Source organism: Mesorhizobium sp. P2_B5 (genome assembly GCF_056404775.1).
On the sequence record NZ_JBFUDJ010000002.1, the window covers coordinates 1,106,803 to 1,125,206 of the forward strand.

The window sequence follows — 18,404 nt, forward strand, 5'->3', positions numbered from 1 at the left end:
GGCGCTGCGCGCCGATCCACCTTCTCCCACAAGGGGAGAAGGAAGAACGCCACCAACCAAGGAGAACCCCATGTCCTACGTCGATGGTTTCGTGCTCGCCGTGCCCAAGGCAAATCTCGATGACTACAAGAGACTGGCCAACCTCGCGGGCCCGATATGGATGGAGCACGGCGCGCTCGCCTATGTCGAATGTATCGGCGACGACGTGCCCAATGGCGAGGTCACTTCGTTTCCGCGTGCCGTTCAGGCCAAGGACGATGAGATCGTCGTCTTTGCCTGGGTGGTTTATGAATCCAGGGAAAGCCGCGACACGGTGATGCCCAAGGTGATGGCCGATCCGCGTTTCACGCCCGATTGGGGACCTATGCCCTTCGATATGAAGCGCATGATCTACGGCGGCTTCCAACCGTTCGTGGAGCTGTAGCCGCTGCCTCAGGCCAGCTTGTCGAGGAGAGGCTTCAGCCTGTCTCCATAGCGCTTCCACAGATCGACCGAGCCCTGATACATCGGCTGGCGCACCTGCGCGGCCGAGGCCGTGCGCACCGGACGATCGGTCTCGTGGAACGACAGCACCTTGTCGTCCCAGGGCAGGCCGAGATGCGCGATCAGCGCCCGCGTCTGTCCCTCCTGGTCGGCGACGAAATCCTCGTAGCGCACATCATGGACAACGCCGGGCAGCACGCTGCGCCAATGCGCCATGATGTCGGTGTAGAGATTGTGGAAGTCGGCGAGTTCGCCGAGATCATAGCCGTAGCGGTGACTGTCGCCGCGGAAATGCACCTTGTAGATCGAAAGGCACGTCGCCGCCGCATCGCGCGCGCAATGGATGATTTTCGCCTTCGGCAGCATCATATGGATAAAGCCGATGAGCAGGAAGTTGCCGGGCATCTTGTCGGTGACATGCCTGAAGTTGGGATAGCGGGCATGCAGCATGTCGAGATAGGCTTGGCCTGCCTCGGCAAACTCCGCGTCGGATACATCAACCAGTCCCCAGGGGAAGCCGCCGGGCATATTTGTCGGGAACTGCTTGCCGACCGCGGTCTTCAAAATGCTGAGCTCGCCCGCACCGTAGACCTCAGGATGGCTGGCGATGATCTGTTCGACCAGCGTGGTGCCCGAACGCGGCATGCCGACGACGAAGATCGGCGTGTCATTGGAAATCGAGCTCGGCTTGTGCTTTTCGAAAAGGCCCGTGTCGAACACCGTCTTCATCGCCTCGAATTCGTCGCGTGTCCTGACGGAATCGTAGTCGATGCCCTTGCGGCGAATAGCATTGCCTTCGGCGAAATAGTCGAAGGCCCTGCTGTAATCCTTCAAATCGTCATTGGCCTTGCCGAGACCGAAGGAGAGCTGCATGCGCGCCAGGCTGTCGGCCGGCGCCTTGGCATGCTGTGCCTCCATCCCCACGAGTTCGGTGTCGCGCTCCTTCTGGCGCTTGACCTGCGTCAGCATAAGCCAGGCTTTGGCCATGCCGGGCGTGATCGCCAGCGCCTGCCGGAACAGGTCGGCGGCTTCATCGAGTTTGCCTTTTTCCATCAGCCCGACGCCGAGTCCATGCAACAGGTCGGCATCCTTCGGCCGGATGGTCAACGCCTCGCGGAAGGTCGCCAGTGCCTCGTCCAGACGCCCGGCCTCCTGCAGCGTTTCGGCAAGCCCGATGCGGGCACGGACATGGAAGGGATTGCGCCCGACCGTGCCACGATAAATGTCCTCCGCACCCTCGAACTGGCCGAGCTGTTTCAACGCCGAACCCAGATTATCGCGTGCCGCAAGCTGGTCGGGCTTGAGATCGACCGCACCGCGAAAGAAATCAGCCGCCGCTGCAACGCGACCGAGATCGCGCATCACCGTGCCGAGATTGTTGAGGAAATCGGGATTCTTCGGCTGCAGACGCACCGACTGCTCGATCAGCTCCAGCCCTTCGGCGCTGCGCCCGGTCTGGTGCAGCAGCAGGCCCAGGAAATGCGCCGCCGCCGCGTGATTGGCCTTGCGCGCCAGCACCTGCCGGTAGAGCGTCTCGGCCTCCTGCCGGCGCCCGGCCTGGTGCAGCTGCAGCGCCTGCTGCACATATTGGTCGAGGCCCAGCGGTGGCTGTCCGCCCGAACCTGCGCCTGCCGCTCTTCTCTGATCTCTGTTGATGGGAAACCTGCCGTGTTTGTCCGCTAGCCGGACCTAAGGCATGGAAGAGACAGATTCAAGGGCAGATCGAAGCCGGGTATCGTCTTCGATCAGGGCAGCAACCGTGCGTAAAATCAGAGTGCTGCGGGGGTGTCCAGCGAGCGCGCAACGATGCACCTCGTGACAAAGCTCGTCCGGTCAAATCAGCCGGTTGCTTTCGGCAAGCTGGCGCTTCCGCCGCAGCGTTCCGTCGGTGTCGGCGACCTTGCGCCGTGCCGCTTCGTCGCTCCTTATCGTCAGGCGCACAGAGAGGGCTTTCGGGAACGCGACGATTGGCGCGATGGTTGCGACTGGGCCGTCCGGTGTTTTCATGATTCTCATAGATTTCGCCTTTTCAGCAAAAATAAAATCAGGCGACAGGACAATTATTCCGGTGCGCCATCGATAAGGGATTTGTTGATATAATGACGTCATAGCAGTTTTATCCAAGATTTATATGCGTTAAATTTTTAGATTGGTCGAATCGAGCCAGAAATTATCTTGAACAAGCCGCTGTTTAGGGCTATGAGTTGGAAGATCGTTTTTGGGCCAAGCTTGGCATATCGCGGCGTCAGAAGTTCTCGACCCGCCAAACTCATTCCAAATCGCCGATATCTGAATTGCCGGCACAGTGGCGTGCAGCGCGTCCAGGCGGAACCAGAGCCAAGCCAATGTCGGAGCGCACCACCCATTCCATCGCCCATTTCGCGGCACCCTTCGTGCTCGGCGGACTGGAAGGGCAACTGCCGGCCGGCGATTATGACATCGATCACGATGAAGAGCTGATCGAGGGCATGTCGCGGCTTGCCTGGCGTCGCGTCGCCACCTTCATCCATTTGCCGGCAAGGGCGGTGAAGAACCCGACCACCAGCCAGCTTGTCGCCATAGACTACCTCGAACTCGAAACAGCGCTGAGGCGCGACCAGGAGAACGCAGCATGATCCGCTTCCAGCAGAATGCGCGTCCGCGCACCGACACGCCCTCGCACCGCTTCGCCGTCGGCCAGACGGTACGCATGAAGAGCCGCATCGGGATGCTCCAGAAGCCCGTGGAATTGTTTGAGATCAAGAGCAGGTTGCCGGTCAAGGACGGCTCGCCGCAATACCGCATCCGCAGCGAGCAGGAGACCTATGAGCGGGTCACCACGGAAGACAATCTCGAAGTGGCCGACGATCCGGTTGCTGCCAACAACCCGGTTGTTTCCAACAACCCGGCCGCCTGAAACGCGGGCAAAGCCAAGCCAACACGCACCAGGAGCAGTCCATGTCCAAGGGTCAACAGCGAAGCAACCGCGAAACGCGCAAGCCGAAGAAGGATAAGGTCGTGGCCAAGCCGGCCGCCCCCTTCGGCTCGTCGGTCAAGCAGGCCGAGAGCGGCCTGAAGCCGAAGTCCAAAAACTGACCGGCAAGGGGCGCTTCGTGCGCCCCTCCGTCGCCTTAGAGCAATTCCAGGAAAAGTGTGAGCGGTTTTCCCGGGAAAAGCGCGTAGCGCTTTCCCTAGGGAATTGCGAAAAACAGAGAGATAGAGCGGTTCGCCGTTTCCGGGAAACGGTGAAACGCTCTAGGTGCAAGGTGACGGCAACAAGCTCGCGCAACGCTCTGCCACGGAGACGTGCTTGAACTTCTTCATCGAGTTCTACCGTTCGCGCGACGCCGACGAAGCCACGCTCGACAAGGTGTCGCTGGAAGCGCCCAACCTGCGCGCCGCCTTGCAGGGCGCAACCGCGCTGTTCCATACGCTGGCCATGCCGCAGATCCCCGATCGCCTGCGCATCTGCGACGAGAACGGCAGCGAGCTTTACGCCGGCCCGGCCGACGGGGCGTATCCGGTGTAGGCAGCCATTCCGATTTGATCCGCACGCCAACCCCAAGCGCTCGTCTCATTCCGTCCAGCCACCCTTCCCGGCCTCGGCGCTGGCGCGGCGATCCACCGCACGGGGCGAGTTATGGGTCTCGCCCCATCCTTTGCCCTCTCAGCAGGGGCCGTTGTCGACGACGCGATAGTCGGCGGCACGGGCCTCGCAGGCATTTGGGAAGGTGCGCAGTTCGCCATGACGGCGGGCGCAGACGGGCGCATATTCGCGTGTGCAGAATGTCGGCTCCTCGCCACCACCGCCGTCACGGCAAGGGCCGTCTCGCACGATGCGGTAGCCCGAGCGCTCTGCCAGGCAGGCATTGGCGAAGGTCTGGCGGTCACCGCCGCGCCGCGCGCAGACCGGCTCATATTCCCTGGTGCAGAATTCCGGTTCCGGCCGTGGCGGCCGCGGACGGGGTCCCGGCCCGTCGTCGACGACGACGGTGCAGGCCGCAAGAAGACCCGACAGGAAGAGAATGGTAAAACCCTGGCGCGAGAAGATCGTCGCAAGAAATCTCATGAATATGCCTCCCTCGAGAACCCCCGTCCCGGCGCAAAACGCGCCTGTCGATCCTCGTCATTCCCTTGCCAAATGCAACCCCTGTTTGCGGCGCGGCGGAGCCATGCGATACCCCTCCCCGCATCGTTTTAACCTTGGACTATATCAGCTGGACCATGCGTGGCCGGGCTCTGGCTGATGACCGCCAACGGGGCCGGGTCTATCGAAGCGCCTGCGTTGGGATGCGTCGATGGTCGCGGCCCGCGGCGCTATCTTGCAACTATCACGTTTCCGTGCGATAAATTTTGTGTTCGGGCATTTGCGACCCGGAGAGCGGAACGTTTTGGACGACCTTTCCCCGATACTGTGAATCTCTGACGGCCCCGTTTTCGGCGGGGGGTTTTACCATGCGCAAATGCAGGACTGCCGAAGCAACCACCGGGACTTGCCCACGATGCCAGGCGGCGGGCAAACCACAAGACTGACACGGGTGAAGGAGTTTCCCCAATGGCCCAGACCGGCACCGTTAAATTCTTCAACGCGACCAAAGGCTTCGGCTTTATCACGCCCGACGGCGGCGCCAAGGATGTGTTCGTCCACATTTCCGCGATCGAGGCTTCGGGCCTGCGTACGCTCGTCGACGGCCAGAAGGTCACCTTCGACGTTGAACCCGACCGCATGGGCAAGGGCCCGAAGGCGGTCAATCTCCGCGCGGCCTGAACCGGCGGTGCCCGCGCGCCCGTCAGGGCGCGCGAAGGAAGCACTGAAAGCGTGCTTGAGCCGGCTTTGTCAGCCGTCCCAGAGTTTCGAAGGCGCGACGTTTCCCGTCGCGCCTTTTTCGTGTCCGCCGGTGATGGGCAAAGGACGCTCGATCCGTTCATCGAATGGCTGATCGCCGGCGCGATCGTCTGGCGCGAATTGCCTTGCCTGCAACGATCTATTTGACCCCCTCGACCGTTGCCGGCCTCGCCAAAACTTTCTCTTGCCGATAGCGCTAAAATAAAGGACAAATTTCCCTTCGGGCATTTGCCGGCCCGAAACTGACTTTATGGGATCAAAGGGAGCTTCCCATGCCGCAGACCGGCACCGTCAAATTCTTCAATCATGCCAAAGGCTTCGGCTTCATCACGCCGGACGACGGCCAGAAGGATGTCTTCGTCCATATTTCCGCCGTGCAGGCGTCGGGTCTTCCCGGTCTGGAGGATGGGCAGAAAGTGACATTCGACACCGAGCCGGACAAGCGCGGCAAGGGTCCGAAGGCTGTCAATCTGTCGGTCGGCTAAGCCGGCTCCAGACAGTCTGGACGGAGATTGACGAGGCGGAGCGCCTTCCGCACGCGCTTGGTTTTTGCCGTATGGCCTGAATCAGAGGTGTAAATTCCGTTCAGCCCCCGTTCAGCCACGGTCTCCTATTAATCGTCCCCAAGGCCGGACCGCATCCCCTAGAACTACCCGGGCCGGCACGAAGGAGACCAAAATGAATCGCATTTTCAAGACCGCCATCCTGGGCGCCGCACTCGCCGCGACCACGCTCGCCGCTCTGCCCGCCGCCAACGCCGACGAATGGCGCCATCGCAGTCATGGTCACCACAATGGTGACGCGCTTGCAGCCGGTGTGGTCGGCCTTGCGGCCGGCGCCCTGATCGCCGGAGCGCTGAGCAATCCGCAGCCGCGCTACAGCAGCTATGACGACGACTACGACTATCGCGAAGTGCGGCCGGTGCGCCGTTACTATGCCGAGCCGAGGGTTGTCTATGCCGACCGCTATGCCGAGCCGTGGACCCGCGACTGGTACGAATACTGCTCGGACCGCTACCGGACCTTCAACGCCCGCAGCGGCACGTTCACCGGCAATGACGGTGAGCAGCATTTCTGCACGGCTAATTAGTGCATGTCGCCCAAAAGTGCGTAGCGGTTTTGGGATAACGACCTGCACAAGATAAAGACTCTAGGGCGCGAAGCGCCGTAGAGCTTCCCTGCCCCAAACAAAAAGCGCTGACCGCGAGGTCAGCGCATTTTTGTTGGTAAAAGACATCGCTAAGTAAGGAACGGATTGGTCCGCCTCTCCTCGCCAAAACGGCCGCCCGGGCCATGGCCGCAGATGAAGCCGATGTCGTCGCCGAGCGGCAGAAGCTTGGTCTTGATCGAGGCGATCAGCGTCGCATGGTCGCCGCCCGGCAGGTCGGTGCGTCCCACCGAGCCGCGAAAGAGCACATCGCCGACATGGGCAAACTTGGCCGCGCGGTTATAGTAGACGACATGGCCCGGCGCATGGCCGGGGCAATGCAGCACCTCGAACACATGCGAGCCGAACGACACGGTTTCACCTTCGCTGAGGAACCGGTCGGGAACGCAGTTGCGCACCCCTGCAATGCCGTAGAGCTGGCCCTGCTTTTCCAGGTTGTCGAGCAGCGGCTTGTCGGCCTCGTGCGGGCCGATGATCTCGACGCCGAGCGCTTCCTTTAGCTCCATGGCGCCGCCGGCATGGTCGATATGGCCATGAGTGATCCAGATCGCGCCGGCCGAGATCGCATTGTCCTTCAGCACCGCCAGCACCTTGTCGATGTCGCCACCCGGATCGACGACGACGCCATGCTTGTCATCCATGTCGAACAGGATGGTGCAGTTCTGCTGGAAGGGCGTCACCGGCACGATGCCGGCATTGAGCTGACCCATGATTGTCCTTTCGCTGTGTCCCGCGTGATGTAGAGGCACAGGCCGGCAACGTCCACAGCTGCGCGACAATCTTGATAGACCCCAAAACAGATATGGGCGGCCCAACGGCCGCCCATATGACGAAGCCCGAGATGTCGAGGCTTATTTCTTCATCGCGCCCATGACCGCACCGATGATGCCGGTCAGGATCGCGCCGCCGCCTGCGCCGCCGACGAGGTTTTCGATGTTCAACGCGCTGCCCAACCCGCCGGTTGCCGCTGCAGCCGCTGCCGGGTCGACCGTGCCGCCGCCGAGCAGGCTGCCGAGGATCGCCGCGCCGCCGACGCCGCCAATGGCGCCGCCCAGGATTTTGGTCAACTGGCCCATCGCCGCATTCTTCAGCGCAACGCCGATTGCCTGACCACCGACAACACCCGCTATTACCTGCACAACGATCGCAATGAGCGTGTTCGTATCCATGTACCTAGTCCCTCCATAGCTGCCAGCCTCCCGGGCCGACACCATCATGAGACGCCGAATTAGACGAAAGTCAAATGCGTAAATGCTGAAATAAAAGGGGCGGTCCTAAAACCGCCCCTGCTTGCGAAAAAAGCTGTGATTTTCGTTATTCTGCGGCTATGGCATGCTTAGGCTGCACTGCAGCAGAATAGTCGTTCATCAAAGTCTTGGCGATCTCGCCGACCTCGAATCGGTAGGGACCGATCTCGGAAACCGGCGTCACTTCCGCCGCCGTTCCGGTGAGGAAGCACTGTTCGAAGCCTTCGAGTTCCTCAGGCATGATGGCGCGTTCGATCACCTCAAGGCCACGGTCCTTGGCCAGGCCAATGACAGTGCGGCGGGTGATGCCGTCGAGGAAGCAATCCGGCTTGGGCGTATGGATGTTGCCGTCCTTGACGAAGAAGATGTTGGCGCCGGTTGCTTCCGCGACCTGGCCGCGCCAGTCGAGCATCATGGCATCGGCATAGCCCTTGGCCTCGGCGGCATGCTTGGACATGGTGCAGATCATGTAGAGGCCGGCGGCCTTCGACTTCGACGGCGCCGTGCGCGGGTCGGGCCGGCGCCATTCCGCCAGATCGAGACGAATGCCCTTGAGCTTCTGCGCCGGGTCGAAATAGCTCGGCCACTGCCAGATGGCGATGGCGCAGTTGATGCGGCTGTTCTGCGCCGACACGCCCATCTGTTCGCTGCCGCGCCAAGCGATCGGCCTGACATAGGCATCCTGGAAACCCTGCTTCTTCAGAAGCGTGGTCGAGGCGTCGTTGAGCTCGGCCACCGAATAGGGAATCTTGAAGCCGAGCAGCCGCGCCGATTCATGCAGGCGCTCGGTATGCTCGTTCAGCTTGAAAATCGCGCCGCCATAGGCGCGCTCGCCCTCGAAGACGGCGCTGGCATAGTGCAGGCCGTGGGTCAGCACGTGGATCTTGGCGTCGGCCCATTTGACGAACTCGCCGTTCATCCAGATGAAGCCTTCCAGCTGGTCGAAGGGAACGGATGCCATGGAAACCTCCCGCGGGCGGCGGCCCGCACATCATTGGTGTTGTTGTTTGTTCCGCGACAGCCGCATCGGGCGGCCGGATATCTTGAAGCGTAAGCGGATAATCGAACTCTGGCAAACTCAGGAAGTTCCGGAAAAACCGCGCTCCCTTGCCTTTTCGTTCGCAATCCGCCCAAAAGCTTGTCAAAAATTACCATTGCAGGGAAATTACGTCAATAGTACTGACATAATTTCCCTCTATGGACGGAGAAATGATGACGGATCGAAGCCCAGCTGCCGGAAAACCGATCAAGACGGCGATCACCGACGAGGACGGCATCGACTTCGCCATCATCGAACTGTTCTTCTTTGCCTATCGTGATTTCACCTCCGACCCCGACCAGATCCTGGCCGATTACGGCTTCGGCCGCGCCCATCACCGGGTGCTGCATTTCGTCAACCGCCGGCCGGGGCTGACGGTCGCCGAACTGCTCGACGTGCTCAAGATCACCAAGCAGAGCCTGGCGCGGGTGCTGAAGCAGCTGATCGACACCGACCATATCGTGCAGTTGCAGGGCCCGCGCGACCGTCGCCAGCGTGAACTCTACCCGACGGCCAAGGGCCGCGCCCTTGCGCTGGCCCTGGCGCGGCCACAGTCACGCCGCATCCGTGCTGCATTGGAAGATTCCGGAGCCAGCGAGCGCCCCTTGATCGAAAGATTCCTGGAAGCGATGGTGAATCCGGAACTAAGGGCGCAGATCGACATTGTGCCTGCAAACATGTCAGGGAAAAGCCATGGAGACGATTGAGAGGGTGGACCAGCCTGCGGCGCCGGACGATGACGCGCCGCATCTGCTTGTGGTCGACGACGACACCCGCATCCGCAATTTGCTCAAGCAGTATCTGACCGAGAACGGCTTTCGCGTCACGGTCGCCGGAAATGCCGGCGAGGCCAGGCGCAAGCTCGCCGGGCTCGACTTCGACCTCCTTGTCCTCGACGTCATGATGCCCGGTGAAACCGGCGTCGACCTCACCAAGGCGCTGCGGGAGGAGAAGAACGTACCGATCCTGATGCTCACCGCGCTGTCGGAGACCGACAGCCGCATCACCGGGCTCGAGGCCGGCGCCGACGATTATCTGCCCAAGCCCTTCGACCCGCGCGAGCTGATCCTGCGCATCAACAACATCCTGCGCCGCGGCGGCCCGGCGACCACGCCCAAGGTCGAGCAGCTGGTCTTCGGCCCCTACACCTTCCAGATCGCCAGGCGCGAGCTGAAGCGTGGCGCCGAGGCGCTGAAGCTGACCGACCGCGAGCAGGAGATCCTGGCGATCTTCGCCGCGCGCGCCGGTGAAACCATACCGCGCCATGAGCTGGTCGGCGACGATTCCGAAGTCGGCGAGCGCACCATCGACGTCCAGATCAACCGGCTGCGCCGCAAGATCGAGCGCGATCCGTCCAATCCGGTCTGGCTGCAGACGGTGCGCGGCATCGGCTATCGGCTCAGCGTGGAATAGCTGGTCCGGCCAGGCGTTTTCAATCCATGCGGTTGCGCTTTTGACTTTAGGTCTAGCGACGACCCAGCGGATTGCTGGTTCAGTGCAGCTGGTCCAGGATTCCAGAGCTGCTCGCCACCACCCAGCTCCCGTAAATCTGGAAGGCGATAGCGCCAATCGCAGCTGCCGAAATCGGTACGCCAAACGGCACGACGCCCTTCCTGTCCATATGCTGGACATAGACGCGAAACGCACCCGCTGGCAGCAGAAACGGGTTTTTCACCACAACAGCCGTGGCCACGGCGAACACCATCAGCAGCAGAGAAAACACGACAAGGCCAGTGCTGCCGACCAGCAACGGTGTGACCGCCATCAGCTTGACGTCGCCCGCGCCGACCTTGCGCAAGATCCAGAAGGGGAAGAACACGATAAACAGCAGGAGGCCGGCAAGCGCGCTCAGCCCCATGTCCCACCAGGAGCCGGACTGAACAGCCAACAACAGCAGTGAGCCCAGGCCCAGGCAAAGCAGCAGCAGCACGTTGCTGTTGGATATCTTCTGGGTGGTGAAGTCGACCCAGGCCACCCGCGCAAGCAGAGGGATGGCAAGCGCCTCCAGCAGCAGCGACGCGACTAGCAACATGCAGGTAGCCTACCGCTCGACGTTCTGCACGCTGGAGGACAGCAGCCTCAAATTGTTGGCCACGGTCGGATCCTTGGGCGCCAACTCGTAGGCCTTGAGGAAGTTGGTGCGCGCGTCCTGCAGCTTGCCGCGCAGCAGATAGGAATAGCCGACATTGTTGTAATATTCGGGTGTCGGGCCAATCAGCTTGAACGCCCGGCCATAGGCCCGGTCGGCAAGGTCGAAGCGATGGATACGGTCGCTGCAGGCGGCGAGGCCCAGCCAAGCAACACCGTCATTGGGTGCCAGTTGCGTCGCCTTGTAGAACAGCGCACCGGCATTGCCGTAGTTTTCGGCGCGGAACTGGTTCTTGGCTTCGGCGACGGCGAGGTCGGAGGCATAGTATTCGACATCGCTGACCGTCTTCAGCCCATCGAACGCATCGCCAAAGGACGTCACGTCGCCCTTGGAGGGTTCGTTGGTGCGAACAACACCGTCGGCAGCGTCCGTCTGGCAGCCGGCAATCGCAAGGATCAACAGGCCGGATGCGGCCGCATTTTGCCATCTCATATTGATTTCCTCAACGATTCCCCAAATGGCACATTAGGACCAAAGCATATGCACACCTAGAAGAAAATACCCCTCATCCGGATGACTACGGGTAGCATAATAACCATCAGCACCACAGGAAAAATGCACAGCCCCAATGGGATCATCATCTTGACCGGCAAAGCGTTGGCGCGCTCCTCGGCGCGAAGAATTCTCTGGCTGCGCATCTCGTCGCTATAGACGCGTAGCGCGTCCGTGAGGCTGGTGCCAAGTTCTTCCGATTGCCGAAACAGAACCGCCAGAGCCCGCGCCTCGTCGAGACCAATGCGGTCCGCAAGATCGCGTAGCCCCTCGCGCAACGGCTTTCCAGCGCGCAATTGCAGCGTCATTATCGAAAGCTGGATGCCCAGCCATTTGTGGGTGCCGGCCAGTTCGCCGCTGACACGCTCGACCGCCGCCTCCAGGCTCATGCCGGCATCGGCGCAGGTGATCATCATATCCATGAAATCGGGAAACCCCCGACGATATACCTGTTTCTGGGCATTCTCGAAACGATCGAGCGCGACACTCGGAACCACGAGACAAGCGAGCCCGCATAAGGCAGCACCGGCAAATACGAACAAGCCGGGTATTTGCGGCGGCAGGACCACAGGTAGCAGCGCGAAGGCGGCAAAGAAGCCGACGCCGACCGCAGCGATGCGCAAGAGGGTGTAGATAAGGGGAGCGCTCGATTGGTGGAAGCCGGCGCGAAAGAGCTTCGCTTCGAGCGCGTTTGGTGCGCCTCGTTCCTTCTCAAGCGTGCGGAAATAAGCGTCGATCGGACGCTGGGCCGATATCCTGGCGAGTTGCTCCTGACCGACCAGCGAACGACGATCGGCAATCCCCTCGGCCATGAGGCTTTGCGAGACCAGTTTTCGCGTCTGGAACGCAGGCAGAAAGACCAGAGCGCCGAACAGGAAGAGCGCCACCGCCGCCAAGAAGACGGCTATGGAAACCAGAAATCCTAGATCCTGAATGGTCGAGAACACGTTTGTGCTCGCTCCTTAGAAGTCGAAATTAACCATGCGATACATGACGAAATCGCCGAGAAGCGCCCACGCCCCGAAGATCAAGAACACAGGCATGATGACCGGATTGTTCCAGACGTTGCCGTAGTAAGCCGGGGCAGCGACCTGGAGGATGACGAACATAACCACCGGAAATAGAGAGATGACCCATGCCGACATTCGTCCTTCGGACGAGAGCGCTCTGATCTTCATCCGGAGCTTCTGTCTCTCGCGCAACACTGATGAGAGATTGGCAAGGATCTCGGTAAGGTTGCCACCCGTCTTAGACTGGATGGAAAGGGATACCGAAAGCAGGTGAAGACCTTCGTACCCTACCCGCTGCGAAAGTTTGCGAACGGCGTTTTCAAGGCTGAGGCCGAAGGTGATTTCGTCGGCGACGATGCCGAATTCCGTGCCGAGCGGGTCAGGCATTTCACGCGCCACCAGCGCTATTGCTACAGAAGCTGGATGCCCGGCGCGCAGTGATCGCACGATCATGTCAAGGGCATCCGGCAACTGCCTGGCGAATTTCTGGACTCGCTTGCTGCGGGCACGTCGAAGGACAAGAAGCGGCAACACGAAACCCACCAGCAGGAAAACCATCAGCACCGCGACAACCGACAAGCCGAGAAGCAGTTTCAACATCAAGGCGAGCACCAGCCCAGCAAGAAGGAACATTGCAGCGAAAGCCAGCGGGTTGCCGGTGATGCCAGATTGTGTGTAGAGCCGGTTCAGCCCGACCGCGCCGAAAATAAAGTCGCCCTTATCTGTCAAGCCACGCTCGCGCAACAGGCTCTGCAGGGCCTTCTCGGCCGGTGCGTCCTCGGCCAGGCGCTTGAGACGTCGGTTTATGACGCCGGCGCGGACGCGCCGCGATGCATACGACAAATAGAGGGATTCAGCGGCCAGGATCACTGACGCTGCTGCGAGCACATAGATGAAGTAGAGCAGCGTTTGACTGGTGGGCATTAGAGTGGCACCTGCGGATTGAAGGCATCCTTGCCGAAATGGTGACCAAGTGTTGCCGCTTCCTGGGCAAACCGCGGACGAACTCCCGTGGCGCGAAAATCGCCGATGATCTTGCCCTCCGCCGTCACCTCCCGGCGAACAAAATGGTAAAGTTCCTGAAGCTGGACCACGTTGCCTTCCATGCCGGTCAGTTCCGATATGGAGATGACGCGTCTGCCACCGTCGGATAGGCGCTGCGTCTGCACGATAATATCGATTGCTGACGCAATCTGCGCCCGGATGGACTCATGCGTCATAGGCATACCGGCCATGCCGACCATCTGCTCCAGGCGCGACAGTGCATCGCGCGGCGTATTGGCATGGATCGTGGTCATCGAGCCTTCGTGGCCGGTGTTCATCGCCTGCAGCATATCGAAGGCTTCTTCGCCGCGAACCTCGCCGACGATGATGCGGTCGGGTCGCATGCGCAGTGCGTTCTTGACCAGTTCGCGCTGGCGAACCTCGCCCTTGCCCTCGACATTGGGCGGACGTGTCTCGAGCCGGCCAACATGCGGCTGCTGCAATTGCAGTTCCGCTGCGTCCTCAATGGTGATCAGTCGCTCGGTGGATGGAATGTAGCTTGATAGCGCGTTGAGCAAGGTCGTCTTGCCGCTGCCGGTGCCGCCCGAAACCAGGATCGATTTGCGCGCCTGCACGGCGATCCGAAGCATATCGACCATTGGCGGGCGTATCGAATTGAACGCGATCAGACGCTCGAGCGAATAAGGATGCCTGGAAAATTTGCGGATCGACACCAATGGGCCGTCCACTGAGATGGGTCGCACCGCGATATTGACGCGAGAGCCGTCAGCGAGGCGGGCATCGACCATCGGCGACGATTCATCGACGCGCCTGCCGATGGCTGAAACGATCTTGTTGACCACACGCAGCAGATGCGCCTCGTCGCGGAAGCGGATCGAAGTTTCCTCGAGCACGCCGCGCCGCTCGATGAACACGTGCTTGTGGGTGTTGATCAGGATGTCGGCAATGGAATCGTCTTTCAGCAGCGGTTCGATCGGACCCAGCCCAAGCATCTCGTCGGCGGTATCGCTGGTCAGTTGATCAAGCTCGCGTGCATTCAGCGGCACATTGCGGCCACGCACGAACTCGCGCACGATCGGCCTGATCTCGTTCAGGATTTCATCCTTGGAGGCGCTTTCAAGAGCGGTCAGATTGAATCGGTCAATGAGATGGCGATGCAGTTCGACCTTGAGTGTCAGGAAGTCGTCGCCATTTGGTTCGACATCAGACGGCGGAACGATTGCCGCTCCGTTCGACGCTGCTACGGCGGGTGCCGGCTGCGGCGTTCCCACCTCACTCGGTCCCTTGATAAAGCGACCCAACATATCGCTCAAGCCCCCCTTGAAATTCCCCAGGACCAGAAACTAAGCGTTAACCACGAGGGGCACAAGCGGCCAGCGTGGTGGCGAACACCGAATACTTACAACATAGTTAAAGATGTCACGCAAAAAATATCGTTTTTATTTTCAACGCCGCGCTTTGCCGTCGTCACACGAAGCCCCCACTTCCAACCTCACGGAACCTTTCATACCGCAACAAACGGCATGCAGGTGAAAAATGTCAGTAAGCCCTTAGATATAAAGGAATATGCCGTCTGGCTAATACGACTATCATTTTGCCTTAGCTGCGGCCAAATTGTGAACGAATGGTTAAGGACGGTTGAAAATTCAGCCGAATCAAGCTCTTGTCAGAATTGAAATCGCTTTTGAGCTCGCAAGTTCAGGTATTGGAAGGTTAAGGAACTGTTAATCCGTTTGACTCCGCTTTTTCGTGGGACCTAGGATTGAGGTGACGGGGGATGCTTGGGTATGGGGTTACATCCTTGGCTCTGTCTCGTCGGGTTCAAACCTCCAAAGGGAGACATTGACATGAAGAAGCTCATGACGGTGGCCCGGCAGTTCCGCGACGATAACAACGGCGCTGCTATGGTCGAATATTCAATCCTGGTCGGCATCATCGCTGCTTTGGCGATCATGGCGATTCTTGCGATCGGCGGCTGGGTTACTGGTCGTTTCACTGGTCTCTGCACCGCACTGGACAACTCGCCGATCGGCACCTGCAACGGTGCAACGGGCGTCGGCACCTGATCATTCAATAATGCTCAGGCCCGGATCCTTCGATTCGGGCCTGAGTCTCATCGCGGTGGGCGAATTGGGGCTTGGGGTTCATGCGTGCCAACACTTTGATTATGATTGTCCTCGCCGGCGTGTTCGGCGTCCTGGCAGTGGTGCTTGTCAACATCTGGTTGGCCAGTCAGCGTAGCGCGCTCGCCGAGGCGAATGGCGTCCAGCGCGACACGGTGGTGGTAGCGGCAGTGCCTTTGAAATTCGGCGACACGCTGACATCAGACAAGCTGCGCGAAATTGCATGGCCGGCGGGCGCGGTTCCGGCCGGCGCCTTCAAGACCAGCAAGGAGCTTCTGGCCGGCGACTCGAAGCAGGCGCTGCAGGCGATCGGCGCCAACGAGCCCGTTCTCGCCACCAAGATCACCGGTCCCGGCCAGCGCGCCACGCTTTCGGCGGTGCTCGGCGAAGGCATGAAAGCCGTCTCCATCAGGGTCAACGACGTGCTCGGCGTGGCCGGATTCGTCTTCCCCGGAGATCGCGTCGATATATTGCTGACCCGCACGGTGCGCGCCGATGGCGGCGCCGACAAGAGTTTTGTTGACGTGCTGCTACAGAGCATAAAGGTGCTCGCCATCGACCAGGTTGCCGATGAAAGCAAGGACAGCCCGACAGTGGTAAAGTCGGTGACGCTGGAGGTCAGCACCAAGGATGCGCAGAAGCTTACCTTGGCGGCCGGCGCTGGCCAATTGTCGCTGGCGCTTCGCCAGGCGGCGGCCAGCAAGGGCGAGACGACCGAACGCGTCACGCTTTCGGACCTGACCGGCGACACGCCGGACGATGTCGCCGCCAGGCAGGCTGAACTTGCCAAGCAAGCGGCCGCCGAAGCCGAGGCGGCAGCCGAGCGCAAACGCGCCGACGACAAACTGGCCGGACTGACCCAGGCAGTCGACCGGGTAGGAAGCAAGCTCGACGATTTGAGCAAGATCAAGCCGGCCCCGGCTGTGGCATCTGCGCCGCAGGTAAAGGAAGTTGTAAAGGAAGTGGCCAAATATGTGCAGCCTGAACCACCGGCGCGCGCGACAGTCGGTGTCTTTCGAGGTATAAAACTCGAAACATACGATGTGCCGCGACAACCATGATAAGGTGCGGCCGATAAAAATCGGCTGCAGCGGCAGCGAGTGGGGAGTTTGCAGATGCGGGGGTCTTGGTTAAGGATAGCGGCGGCCGCGTTGTCGTGTCTGGCAGCGCTATTGCTATCGCGCCTTGCGGCTGATGCAGCCGACCGTTTCATCGATGTGTCCAACCCCAGCGTCCATCGGATTTTCCTGCCGATGTCGCAATCGGTGACCCTCCAGGTGAGCGCCAATCTGGGCGATATCGTCGTCGGCGACGAGAAGATCGCCGATGCCCAGCCGATGACCGACCGGACGCTCTATGTCATCGGCAAGAGCGCCGGCACCACCACGGTCAATCTCTTCTCCCCGGAAAAGCGCTCGCTCGGCGTCATCCAGATCGAAGTCGGCGTCGACGTCAGCGACATGGCGCAGGCGATCCGGCAGGTGGCGCCCAAAGCGCGCATCGAAATAGGCTCGATCAACGGCAAGGTGAGACTTGGCGGCCATGTCAAGGACGGCGCCACGCTGGCGTCGATCCTTGAGGTGGCGCAGCAGTACGGCCCCGACGCCATCATAAACTCCGTCATCGTCGACGACAGCCAGCAGGTCAATCTCGAGGTCCGCGTGCTGGAAGCCAAGCGCAACGCCGGTCGCGATCTCGGCGTGTCGATCAGGAGCACGAACGGCAGCGGCACGACACGCGCCGCAACCGGCATCGGCACCGTCGACAAGGACAATATAGTGCTCGGCCCGGGCGATCTGCTCACCGGCCTGCTGTCGACCAGCAATCCCTTCGCGGCTCTGATCACCCGCGTCATTGACAGCAACATCAAGGTCGACCTGATCATTGAAGCACTTGAGGCCAAGGGGGTCGTGCGCACGCTTGCAAATCCCAACCTGACAACGCTTTCCGGCGAGCCCGCCAGCTTCAACGCCGGCGGCGAAGTGCCTATCCGTGTCATCGGCAACGATGGCGAGGTAACCGTCACGTACAAGCAATTCGGCGTCAATCTGCTGTTCACGCCGGTCGTACTCGACGACGGCAAGATCCATATGAAGCTGGCGCCGGAAGTGAGTGACCTCACCGGTTTCACCACCGCCGGCGACCCGATCTTCACCAACCGCAAGCTTGATACCGTCGTCGAACTGCGCGACGGCCAGAGCTTCGCTGTCGGCGGGCTGCTGTCCAGCAAGACCACCAAGCTGCAGGAACAGGTCCCGTGGCTCGGCCAGGTGCCGGTTATCGGGACGCTGTTTCGAAATTCGAGCAACCAGAAGGAAGAGACCGAACTGGTGGTCATCGTCACGCCGCACGTCGTGCGGCCGGTGAAGCCCGGTGAGCAGCTGGCGACGCCGTTCGACAAGACACGGCCGGCCAACGATCCGGAATTCTTCGTGCTCGGTCAGCTTGAGGTGAACAAGGACATGATCCGAAAATATGAAACGGGAGACGGCGTGACTGGCCCCTATGGCCACATGCTGGACTTCAAATCGAAGGACAAGATGCTCTATGTCAAGAAATAGCGCCTTGATCCTCATTCTGTGCGCCGGTGCACTATCGGGCTGCGCCGCCGACTATCTCAACAACTACGACACGGTGACGCTGGCCGCCGGCGACACGCAGAAATACAATTCACTGCTGCAGACGGTCGATCCGTTCAATCCGGCGTCGAAGAACACCAGAATAGAAGGCGATGGTGCACGTGCCGCCGGGGTCGCCCAAAGATACAAGATTCCACCGCCGCCTCCGCCGGCGCCGAGCATCACGGTCAACGTCGGCAACACGAATTGAACAGAAGGATGCGGTTTTATACGCGCCAGGCGAAC

The 18,404-nt window shown here is 60.7% G+C and carries 26 protein-coding genes; 15 read left to right on the plus strand and 11 right to left on the minus strand.

The features are described 5' to 3' along the window. The first annotated feature begins 70 nt into the window (after window positions 1-70). Window positions 71-424, plus strand: a complete 354-nt coding sequence (locus tag AC1D1N_RS11780; protein WP_112561032.1) for a DUF1428 domain-containing protein — start codon at window positions 71-73, stop codon at window positions 422-424. 8 nt (window positions 425-432) lie between these two features. On the opposite strand, the gene AC1D1N_RS11785 is transcribed toward AC1D1N_RS11780, so the two are convergent. Together AC1D1N_RS11785 and AC1D1N_RS11790 are read right to left on the minus strand one after the other, a co-directional pair. Next, window positions 433-2,067, minus strand: coding sequence for a tetratricopeptide repeat-containing sulfotransferase family protein (locus AC1D1N_RS11785; protein WP_477348672.1), 1,635 nt, complete (start codon window positions 2,065-2,067; stop codon window positions 433-435). A gap of 249 nt (window positions 2,068-2,316) precedes the next feature. Continuing rightward, the gene (locus AC1D1N_RS11790) at window positions 2,317-2,592 is read right to left on the minus strand and encodes a hypothetical protein (RefSeq protein ID WP_477348674.1); all 276 of its coding nucleotides are present in this window, start codon (window positions 2,590-2,592) and stop codon (window positions 2,317-2,319) included. Window positions 2,593-2,828: 236 nt separating this feature from the next. Here AC1D1N_RS11790 and AC1D1N_RS11795 point away from each other — a divergent pair, with 236 nt between their 5' ends. The 4 genes from AC1D1N_RS11795 to AC1D1N_RS11810 all read left to right on the plus strand — a co-directional run bounded on the left by AC1D1N_RS11795 (window position 2,829) and on the right by AC1D1N_RS11810 (window position 3,991). Continuing rightward, the gene (locus AC1D1N_RS11795; protein WP_112561035.1) at window positions 2,829-3,098 is read left to right on the plus strand and encodes a hypothetical protein; all 270 of its coding nucleotides are present in this window, start codon (window positions 2,829-2,831) and stop codon (window positions 3,096-3,098) included. Next, window positions 3,095-3,379 (plus strand): hypothetical protein, encoded by a 285-nt coding sequence (locus AC1D1N_RS11800; RefSeq protein ID WP_112561036.1) that lies wholly within the window; start codon window positions 3,095-3,097, stop codon window positions 3,377-3,379. Before AC1D1N_RS11795 ends, AC1D1N_RS11800 begins: the two co-directional genes overlap by 4 nt. Window positions 3,380-3,420: 41 nt before the next feature. Beyond that, window positions 3,421-3,558: a hypothetical protein gene (locus AC1D1N_RS11805; RefSeq protein WP_192257804.1), complete on the plus strand. Its 138-nt coding sequence runs from the start codon at window positions 3,421-3,423 to the stop codon at window positions 3,556-3,558. 214 nt (window positions 3,559-3,772) lie between these two features. Beyond that, on the plus strand, window positions 3,773-3,991 hold the full coding sequence (locus AC1D1N_RS11810; RefSeq protein ID WP_112561175.1) for a hypothetical protein: 219 nt from the start codon (window positions 3,773-3,775) through the stop codon (window positions 3,989-3,991). 138 nt (window positions 3,992-4,129) lie between these two features. Here AC1D1N_RS11810 and AC1D1N_RS11815 read toward each other — a convergent pair whose 3' ends face one another. Further along, entirely contained in the window at window positions 4,130-4,531 is a 402-nt protein-coding gene (locus AC1D1N_RS11815) for a Kazal-type serine protease inhibitor domain-containing protein (protein ID WP_477348676.1), read from the minus strand. A gap of 486 nt (window positions 4,532-5,017) precedes the next feature. Between AC1D1N_RS11815 and AC1D1N_RS11820 the strand changes: the two genes are divergently transcribed. The 4 genes from AC1D1N_RS11820 to AC1D1N_RS11835 all read left to right on the plus strand — a co-directional run bounded on the left by AC1D1N_RS11820 (window position 5,018) and on the right by AC1D1N_RS11835 (window position 6,397). Further along, window positions 5,018-5,230, plus strand: coding sequence for a cold-shock protein (locus tag AC1D1N_RS11820; RefSeq protein ID WP_006202520.1), 213 nt, complete (start codon window positions 5,018-5,020; stop codon window positions 5,228-5,230). A gap of 51 nt (window positions 5,231-5,281) precedes the next feature. Continuing rightward, on the plus strand, window positions 5,282-5,455 hold the full coding sequence (locus AC1D1N_RS11825; protein WP_352588554.1) for a hypothetical protein: 174 nt from the start codon (window positions 5,282-5,284) through the stop codon (window positions 5,453-5,455). 125 nt (window positions 5,456-5,580) lie between these two features. Continuing rightward, window positions 5,581-5,793 carry a cold-shock protein gene (locus tag AC1D1N_RS11830; protein WP_112561038.1) on the plus strand — a complete coding sequence of 71 codons (213 nt, stop codon included), beginning with the start codon at window positions 5,581-5,583 and terminating at the stop codon, window positions 5,791-5,793. Between the two features lie 193 nt (window positions 5,794-5,986). Continuing rightward, entirely contained in the window at window positions 5,987-6,397 is a 411-nt protein-coding gene (locus tag AC1D1N_RS11835) for a BA14K family protein (RefSeq protein ID WP_436261030.1), read from the plus strand. 149 nt (window positions 6,398-6,546) lie between these two features. On the opposite strand, the gene AC1D1N_RS11840 is transcribed toward AC1D1N_RS11835, so the two are convergent. From AC1D1N_RS11840 to AC1D1N_RS11850, 3 genes are all read right to left on the minus strand, one after another. Next, window positions 6,547-7,185, minus strand: a complete 639-nt coding sequence (locus AC1D1N_RS11840) for an MBL fold metallo-hydrolase (RefSeq protein WP_477348678.1) — start codon at window positions 7,183-7,185, stop codon at window positions 6,547-6,549. Between the two features lie 141 nt (window positions 7,186-7,326). Beyond that, window positions 7,327-7,644: a hypothetical protein gene (locus AC1D1N_RS11845; protein WP_112561041.1), complete on the minus strand. Its 318-nt coding sequence runs from the start codon at window positions 7,642-7,644 to the stop codon at window positions 7,327-7,329. A 145-nt stretch (window positions 7,645-7,789) separates the two neighbouring features. Beyond that, window positions 7,790-8,683 carry a branched-chain amino acid aminotransferase gene (locus AC1D1N_RS11850; protein ID WP_477348680.1) on the minus strand — a complete coding sequence of 298 codons (894 nt, stop codon included), beginning with the start codon at window positions 8,681-8,683 and terminating at the stop codon, window positions 7,790-7,792. Window positions 8,684-8,934: 251 nt separating this feature from the next. Between AC1D1N_RS11850 and AC1D1N_RS11855 the strand changes: the two genes are divergently transcribed. Together AC1D1N_RS11855 and AC1D1N_RS11860 are read left to right on the plus strand one after the other, a co-directional pair. Continuing rightward, a complete protein-coding gene (locus AC1D1N_RS11855; protein ID WP_477348682.1) occupies window positions 8,935-9,468 on the plus strand; it encodes a MarR family winged helix-turn-helix transcriptional regulator in 534 nt (177 codons plus the stop codon). After that, window positions 9,455-10,174, plus strand: coding sequence for a response regulator (locus AC1D1N_RS11860; RefSeq protein ID WP_477348684.1), 720 nt, complete (start codon window positions 9,455-9,457; stop codon window positions 10,172-10,174). The genes AC1D1N_RS11855 and AC1D1N_RS11860 overlap by 14 nt, the downstream gene beginning before the upstream one ends. Before the next feature lie 79 nt (window positions 10,175-10,253). On the opposite strand, the gene AC1D1N_RS11865 is transcribed toward AC1D1N_RS11860, so the two are convergent. Genes AC1D1N_RS11865 through AC1D1N_RS11885 form a run of 5 tightly spaced genes read right to left on the minus strand, consistent with a single transcriptional unit; the run spans window position 10,254 to window position 14,721 of the window. Then, window positions 10,254-10,793, minus strand: a complete 540-nt coding sequence (locus AC1D1N_RS11865; RefSeq protein ID WP_477348686.1) for a prepilin peptidase — start codon at window positions 10,791-10,793, stop codon at window positions 10,254-10,256. 9 nt (window positions 10,794-10,802) lie between these two features. Further along, window positions 10,803-11,342, minus strand: a complete 540-nt coding sequence (locus tag AC1D1N_RS11870; protein WP_477348688.1) for a tetratricopeptide repeat protein — start codon at window positions 11,340-11,342, stop codon at window positions 10,803-10,805. A 56-nt stretch (window positions 11,343-11,398) separates the two neighbouring features. Further along, a complete protein-coding gene (locus AC1D1N_RS11875; RefSeq protein WP_436261034.1) occupies window positions 11,399-12,349 on the minus strand; it encodes a type II secretion system F family protein in 951 nt (316 codons plus the stop codon). 15 nt (window positions 12,350-12,364) lie between these two features. Beyond that, the gene (locus AC1D1N_RS11880; protein ID WP_436261035.1) at window positions 12,365-13,336 is read right to left on the minus strand and encodes a type II secretion system F family protein; all 972 of its coding nucleotides are present in this window, start codon (window positions 13,334-13,336) and stop codon (window positions 12,365-12,367) included. Then, window positions 13,336-14,721, minus strand: coding sequence for a TadA family conjugal transfer-associated ATPase (locus tag AC1D1N_RS11885; protein ID WP_112561048.1), 1,386 nt, complete (start codon window positions 14,719-14,721; stop codon window positions 13,336-13,338). Before AC1D1N_RS11885 ends, AC1D1N_RS11880 begins: the two co-directional genes overlap by 1 nt. Before the next feature lie 543 nt (window positions 14,722-15,264). Between AC1D1N_RS11885 and AC1D1N_RS11890 the strand changes: the two genes are divergently transcribed. The 4 genes from AC1D1N_RS11890 (at window position 15,265) to AC1D1N_RS11905 (ending at window position 18,369) form a co-directional block, all read left to right on the plus strand. Further along, window positions 15,265-15,483 carry a Flp family type IVb pilin gene (locus AC1D1N_RS11890; RefSeq protein ID WP_112561049.1) on the plus strand — a complete coding sequence of 73 codons (219 nt, stop codon included), beginning with the start codon at window positions 15,265-15,267 and terminating at the stop codon, window positions 15,481-15,483. Window positions 15,484-15,563: 80 nt separating this feature from the next. Beyond that, window positions 15,564-16,601: a Flp pilus assembly protein CpaB gene (gene cpaB / locus AC1D1N_RS11895; RefSeq protein ID WP_436261036.1), complete on the plus strand. Its 1,038-nt coding sequence runs from the start codon at window positions 15,564-15,566 to the stop codon at window positions 16,599-16,601. A gap of 54 nt (window positions 16,602-16,655) precedes the next feature. Then, window positions 16,656-18,101, plus strand: coding sequence for a type II and III secretion system protein family protein (locus AC1D1N_RS11900; RefSeq protein ID WP_436261037.1), 1,446 nt, complete (start codon window positions 16,656-16,658; stop codon window positions 18,099-18,101). Beyond that, a complete protein-coding gene (locus AC1D1N_RS11905; RefSeq protein ID WP_477348692.1) occupies window positions 18,088-18,369 on the plus strand; it encodes a hypothetical protein in 282 nt (93 codons plus the stop codon). Before AC1D1N_RS11900 ends, AC1D1N_RS11905 begins: the two co-directional genes overlap by 14 nt. Window positions 18,370-18,404: the final 35 nt, after the last annotated feature.

What these genes read in the sequence shown, in the direction of transcription:
- AC1D1N_RS11800 (WP_112561036.1), top strand. Translation starts at nt 3,095, where the DNA reads ATGATCCGCTTCCAGCAGAATGCGCGTCCGCGCACCGACACGCCCTCG.
- AC1D1N_RS11870 (WP_477348688.1), bottom strand. Translation starts at nt 11,342, where the DNA reads ATGAGATGGCAAAATGCGGCCGCATCCGGCCTGTTGATCCTTGCGATT.
- AC1D1N_RS11880 (WP_436261035.1), bottom strand. Translation starts at nt 13,336, where the DNA reads ATGCCCACCAGTCAAACGCTGCTCTACTTCATCTATGTGCTCGCAGCA.
- AC1D1N_RS11855 (WP_477348682.1), top strand. Translation starts at nt 8,935, where the DNA reads ATGACGGATCGAAGCCCAGCTGCCGGAAAACCGATCAAGACGGCGATC.
- AC1D1N_RS11890 (WP_112561049.1), top strand. Translation starts at nt 15,265, where the DNA reads ATGAAGAAGCTCATGACGGTGGCCCGGCAGTTCCGCGACGATAACAAC.
- AC1D1N_RS11845 (WP_112561041.1), bottom strand. Translation starts at nt 7,644, where the DNA reads ATGGATACGAACACGCTCATTGCGATCGTTGTGCAGGTAATAGCGGGT.
- AC1D1N_RS11885 (WP_112561048.1), bottom strand. Translation starts at nt 14,721, where the DNA reads ATGTTGGGTCGCTTTATCAAGGGACCGAGTGAGGTGGGAACGCCGCAG.
- AC1D1N_RS11795 (WP_112561035.1), top strand. Translation starts at nt 2,829, where the DNA reads ATGTCGGAGCGCACCACCCATTCCATCGCCCATTTCGCGGCACCCTTC.
- cpaB (WP_436261036.1), top strand. Translation starts at nt 15,564, where the DNA reads ATGCGTGCCAACACTTTGATTATGATTGTCCTCGCCGGCGTGTTCGGC.
- AC1D1N_RS11790 (WP_477348674.1), bottom strand. Translation starts at nt 2,592, where the DNA reads ATGACGTCATTATATCAACAAATCCCTTATCGATGGCGCACCGGAATA.
- AC1D1N_RS11820 (WP_006202520.1), top strand. Translation starts at nt 5,018, where the DNA reads ATGGCCCAGACCGGCACCGTTAAATTCTTCAACGCGACCAAAGGCTTC.
- AC1D1N_RS11840 (WP_477348678.1), bottom strand. Translation starts at nt 7,185, where the DNA reads ATGGGTCAGCTCAATGCCGGCATCGTGCCGGTGACGCCCTTCCAGCAG.
- AC1D1N_RS11805 (WP_192257804.1), top strand. Translation starts at nt 3,421, where the DNA reads ATGTCCAAGGGTCAACAGCGAAGCAACCGCGAAACGCGCAAGCCGAAG.
- AC1D1N_RS11780 (WP_112561032.1), top strand. Translation starts at nt 71, where the DNA reads ATGTCCTACGTCGATGGTTTCGTGCTCGCCGTGCCCAAGGCAAATCTC.
- AC1D1N_RS11835 (WP_436261030.1), top strand. Translation starts at nt 5,987, where the DNA reads ATGAATCGCATTTTCAAGACCGCCATCCTGGGCGCCGCACTCGCCGCG.
- AC1D1N_RS11905 (WP_477348692.1), top strand. Translation starts at nt 18,088, where the DNA reads ATGTCAAGAAATAGCGCCTTGATCCTCATTCTGTGCGCCGGTGCACTA.
- AC1D1N_RS11865 (WP_477348686.1), bottom strand. Translation starts at nt 10,793, where the DNA reads ATGTTGCTAGTCGCGTCGCTGCTGCTGGAGGCGCTTGCCATCCCTCTG.
- AC1D1N_RS11850 (WP_477348680.1), bottom strand. Translation starts at nt 8,683, where the DNA reads ATGGCATCCGTTCCCTTCGACCAGCTGGAAGGCTTCATCTGGATGAAC.
- AC1D1N_RS11830 (WP_112561038.1), top strand. Translation starts at nt 5,581, where the DNA reads ATGCCGCAGACCGGCACCGTCAAATTCTTCAATCATGCCAAAGGCTTC.
- AC1D1N_RS11815 (WP_477348676.1), bottom strand. Translation starts at nt 4,531, where the DNA reads ATGAGATTTCTTGCGACGATCTTCTCGCGCCAGGGTTTTACCATTCTC.
- AC1D1N_RS11860 (WP_477348684.1), top strand. Translation starts at nt 9,455, where the DNA reads ATGGAGACGATTGAGAGGGTGGACCAGCCTGCGGCGCCGGACGATGAC.
- AC1D1N_RS11900 (WP_436261037.1), top strand. Translation starts at nt 16,656, where the DNA reads ATGCGGGGGTCTTGGTTAAGGATAGCGGCGGCCGCGTTGTCGTGTCTG.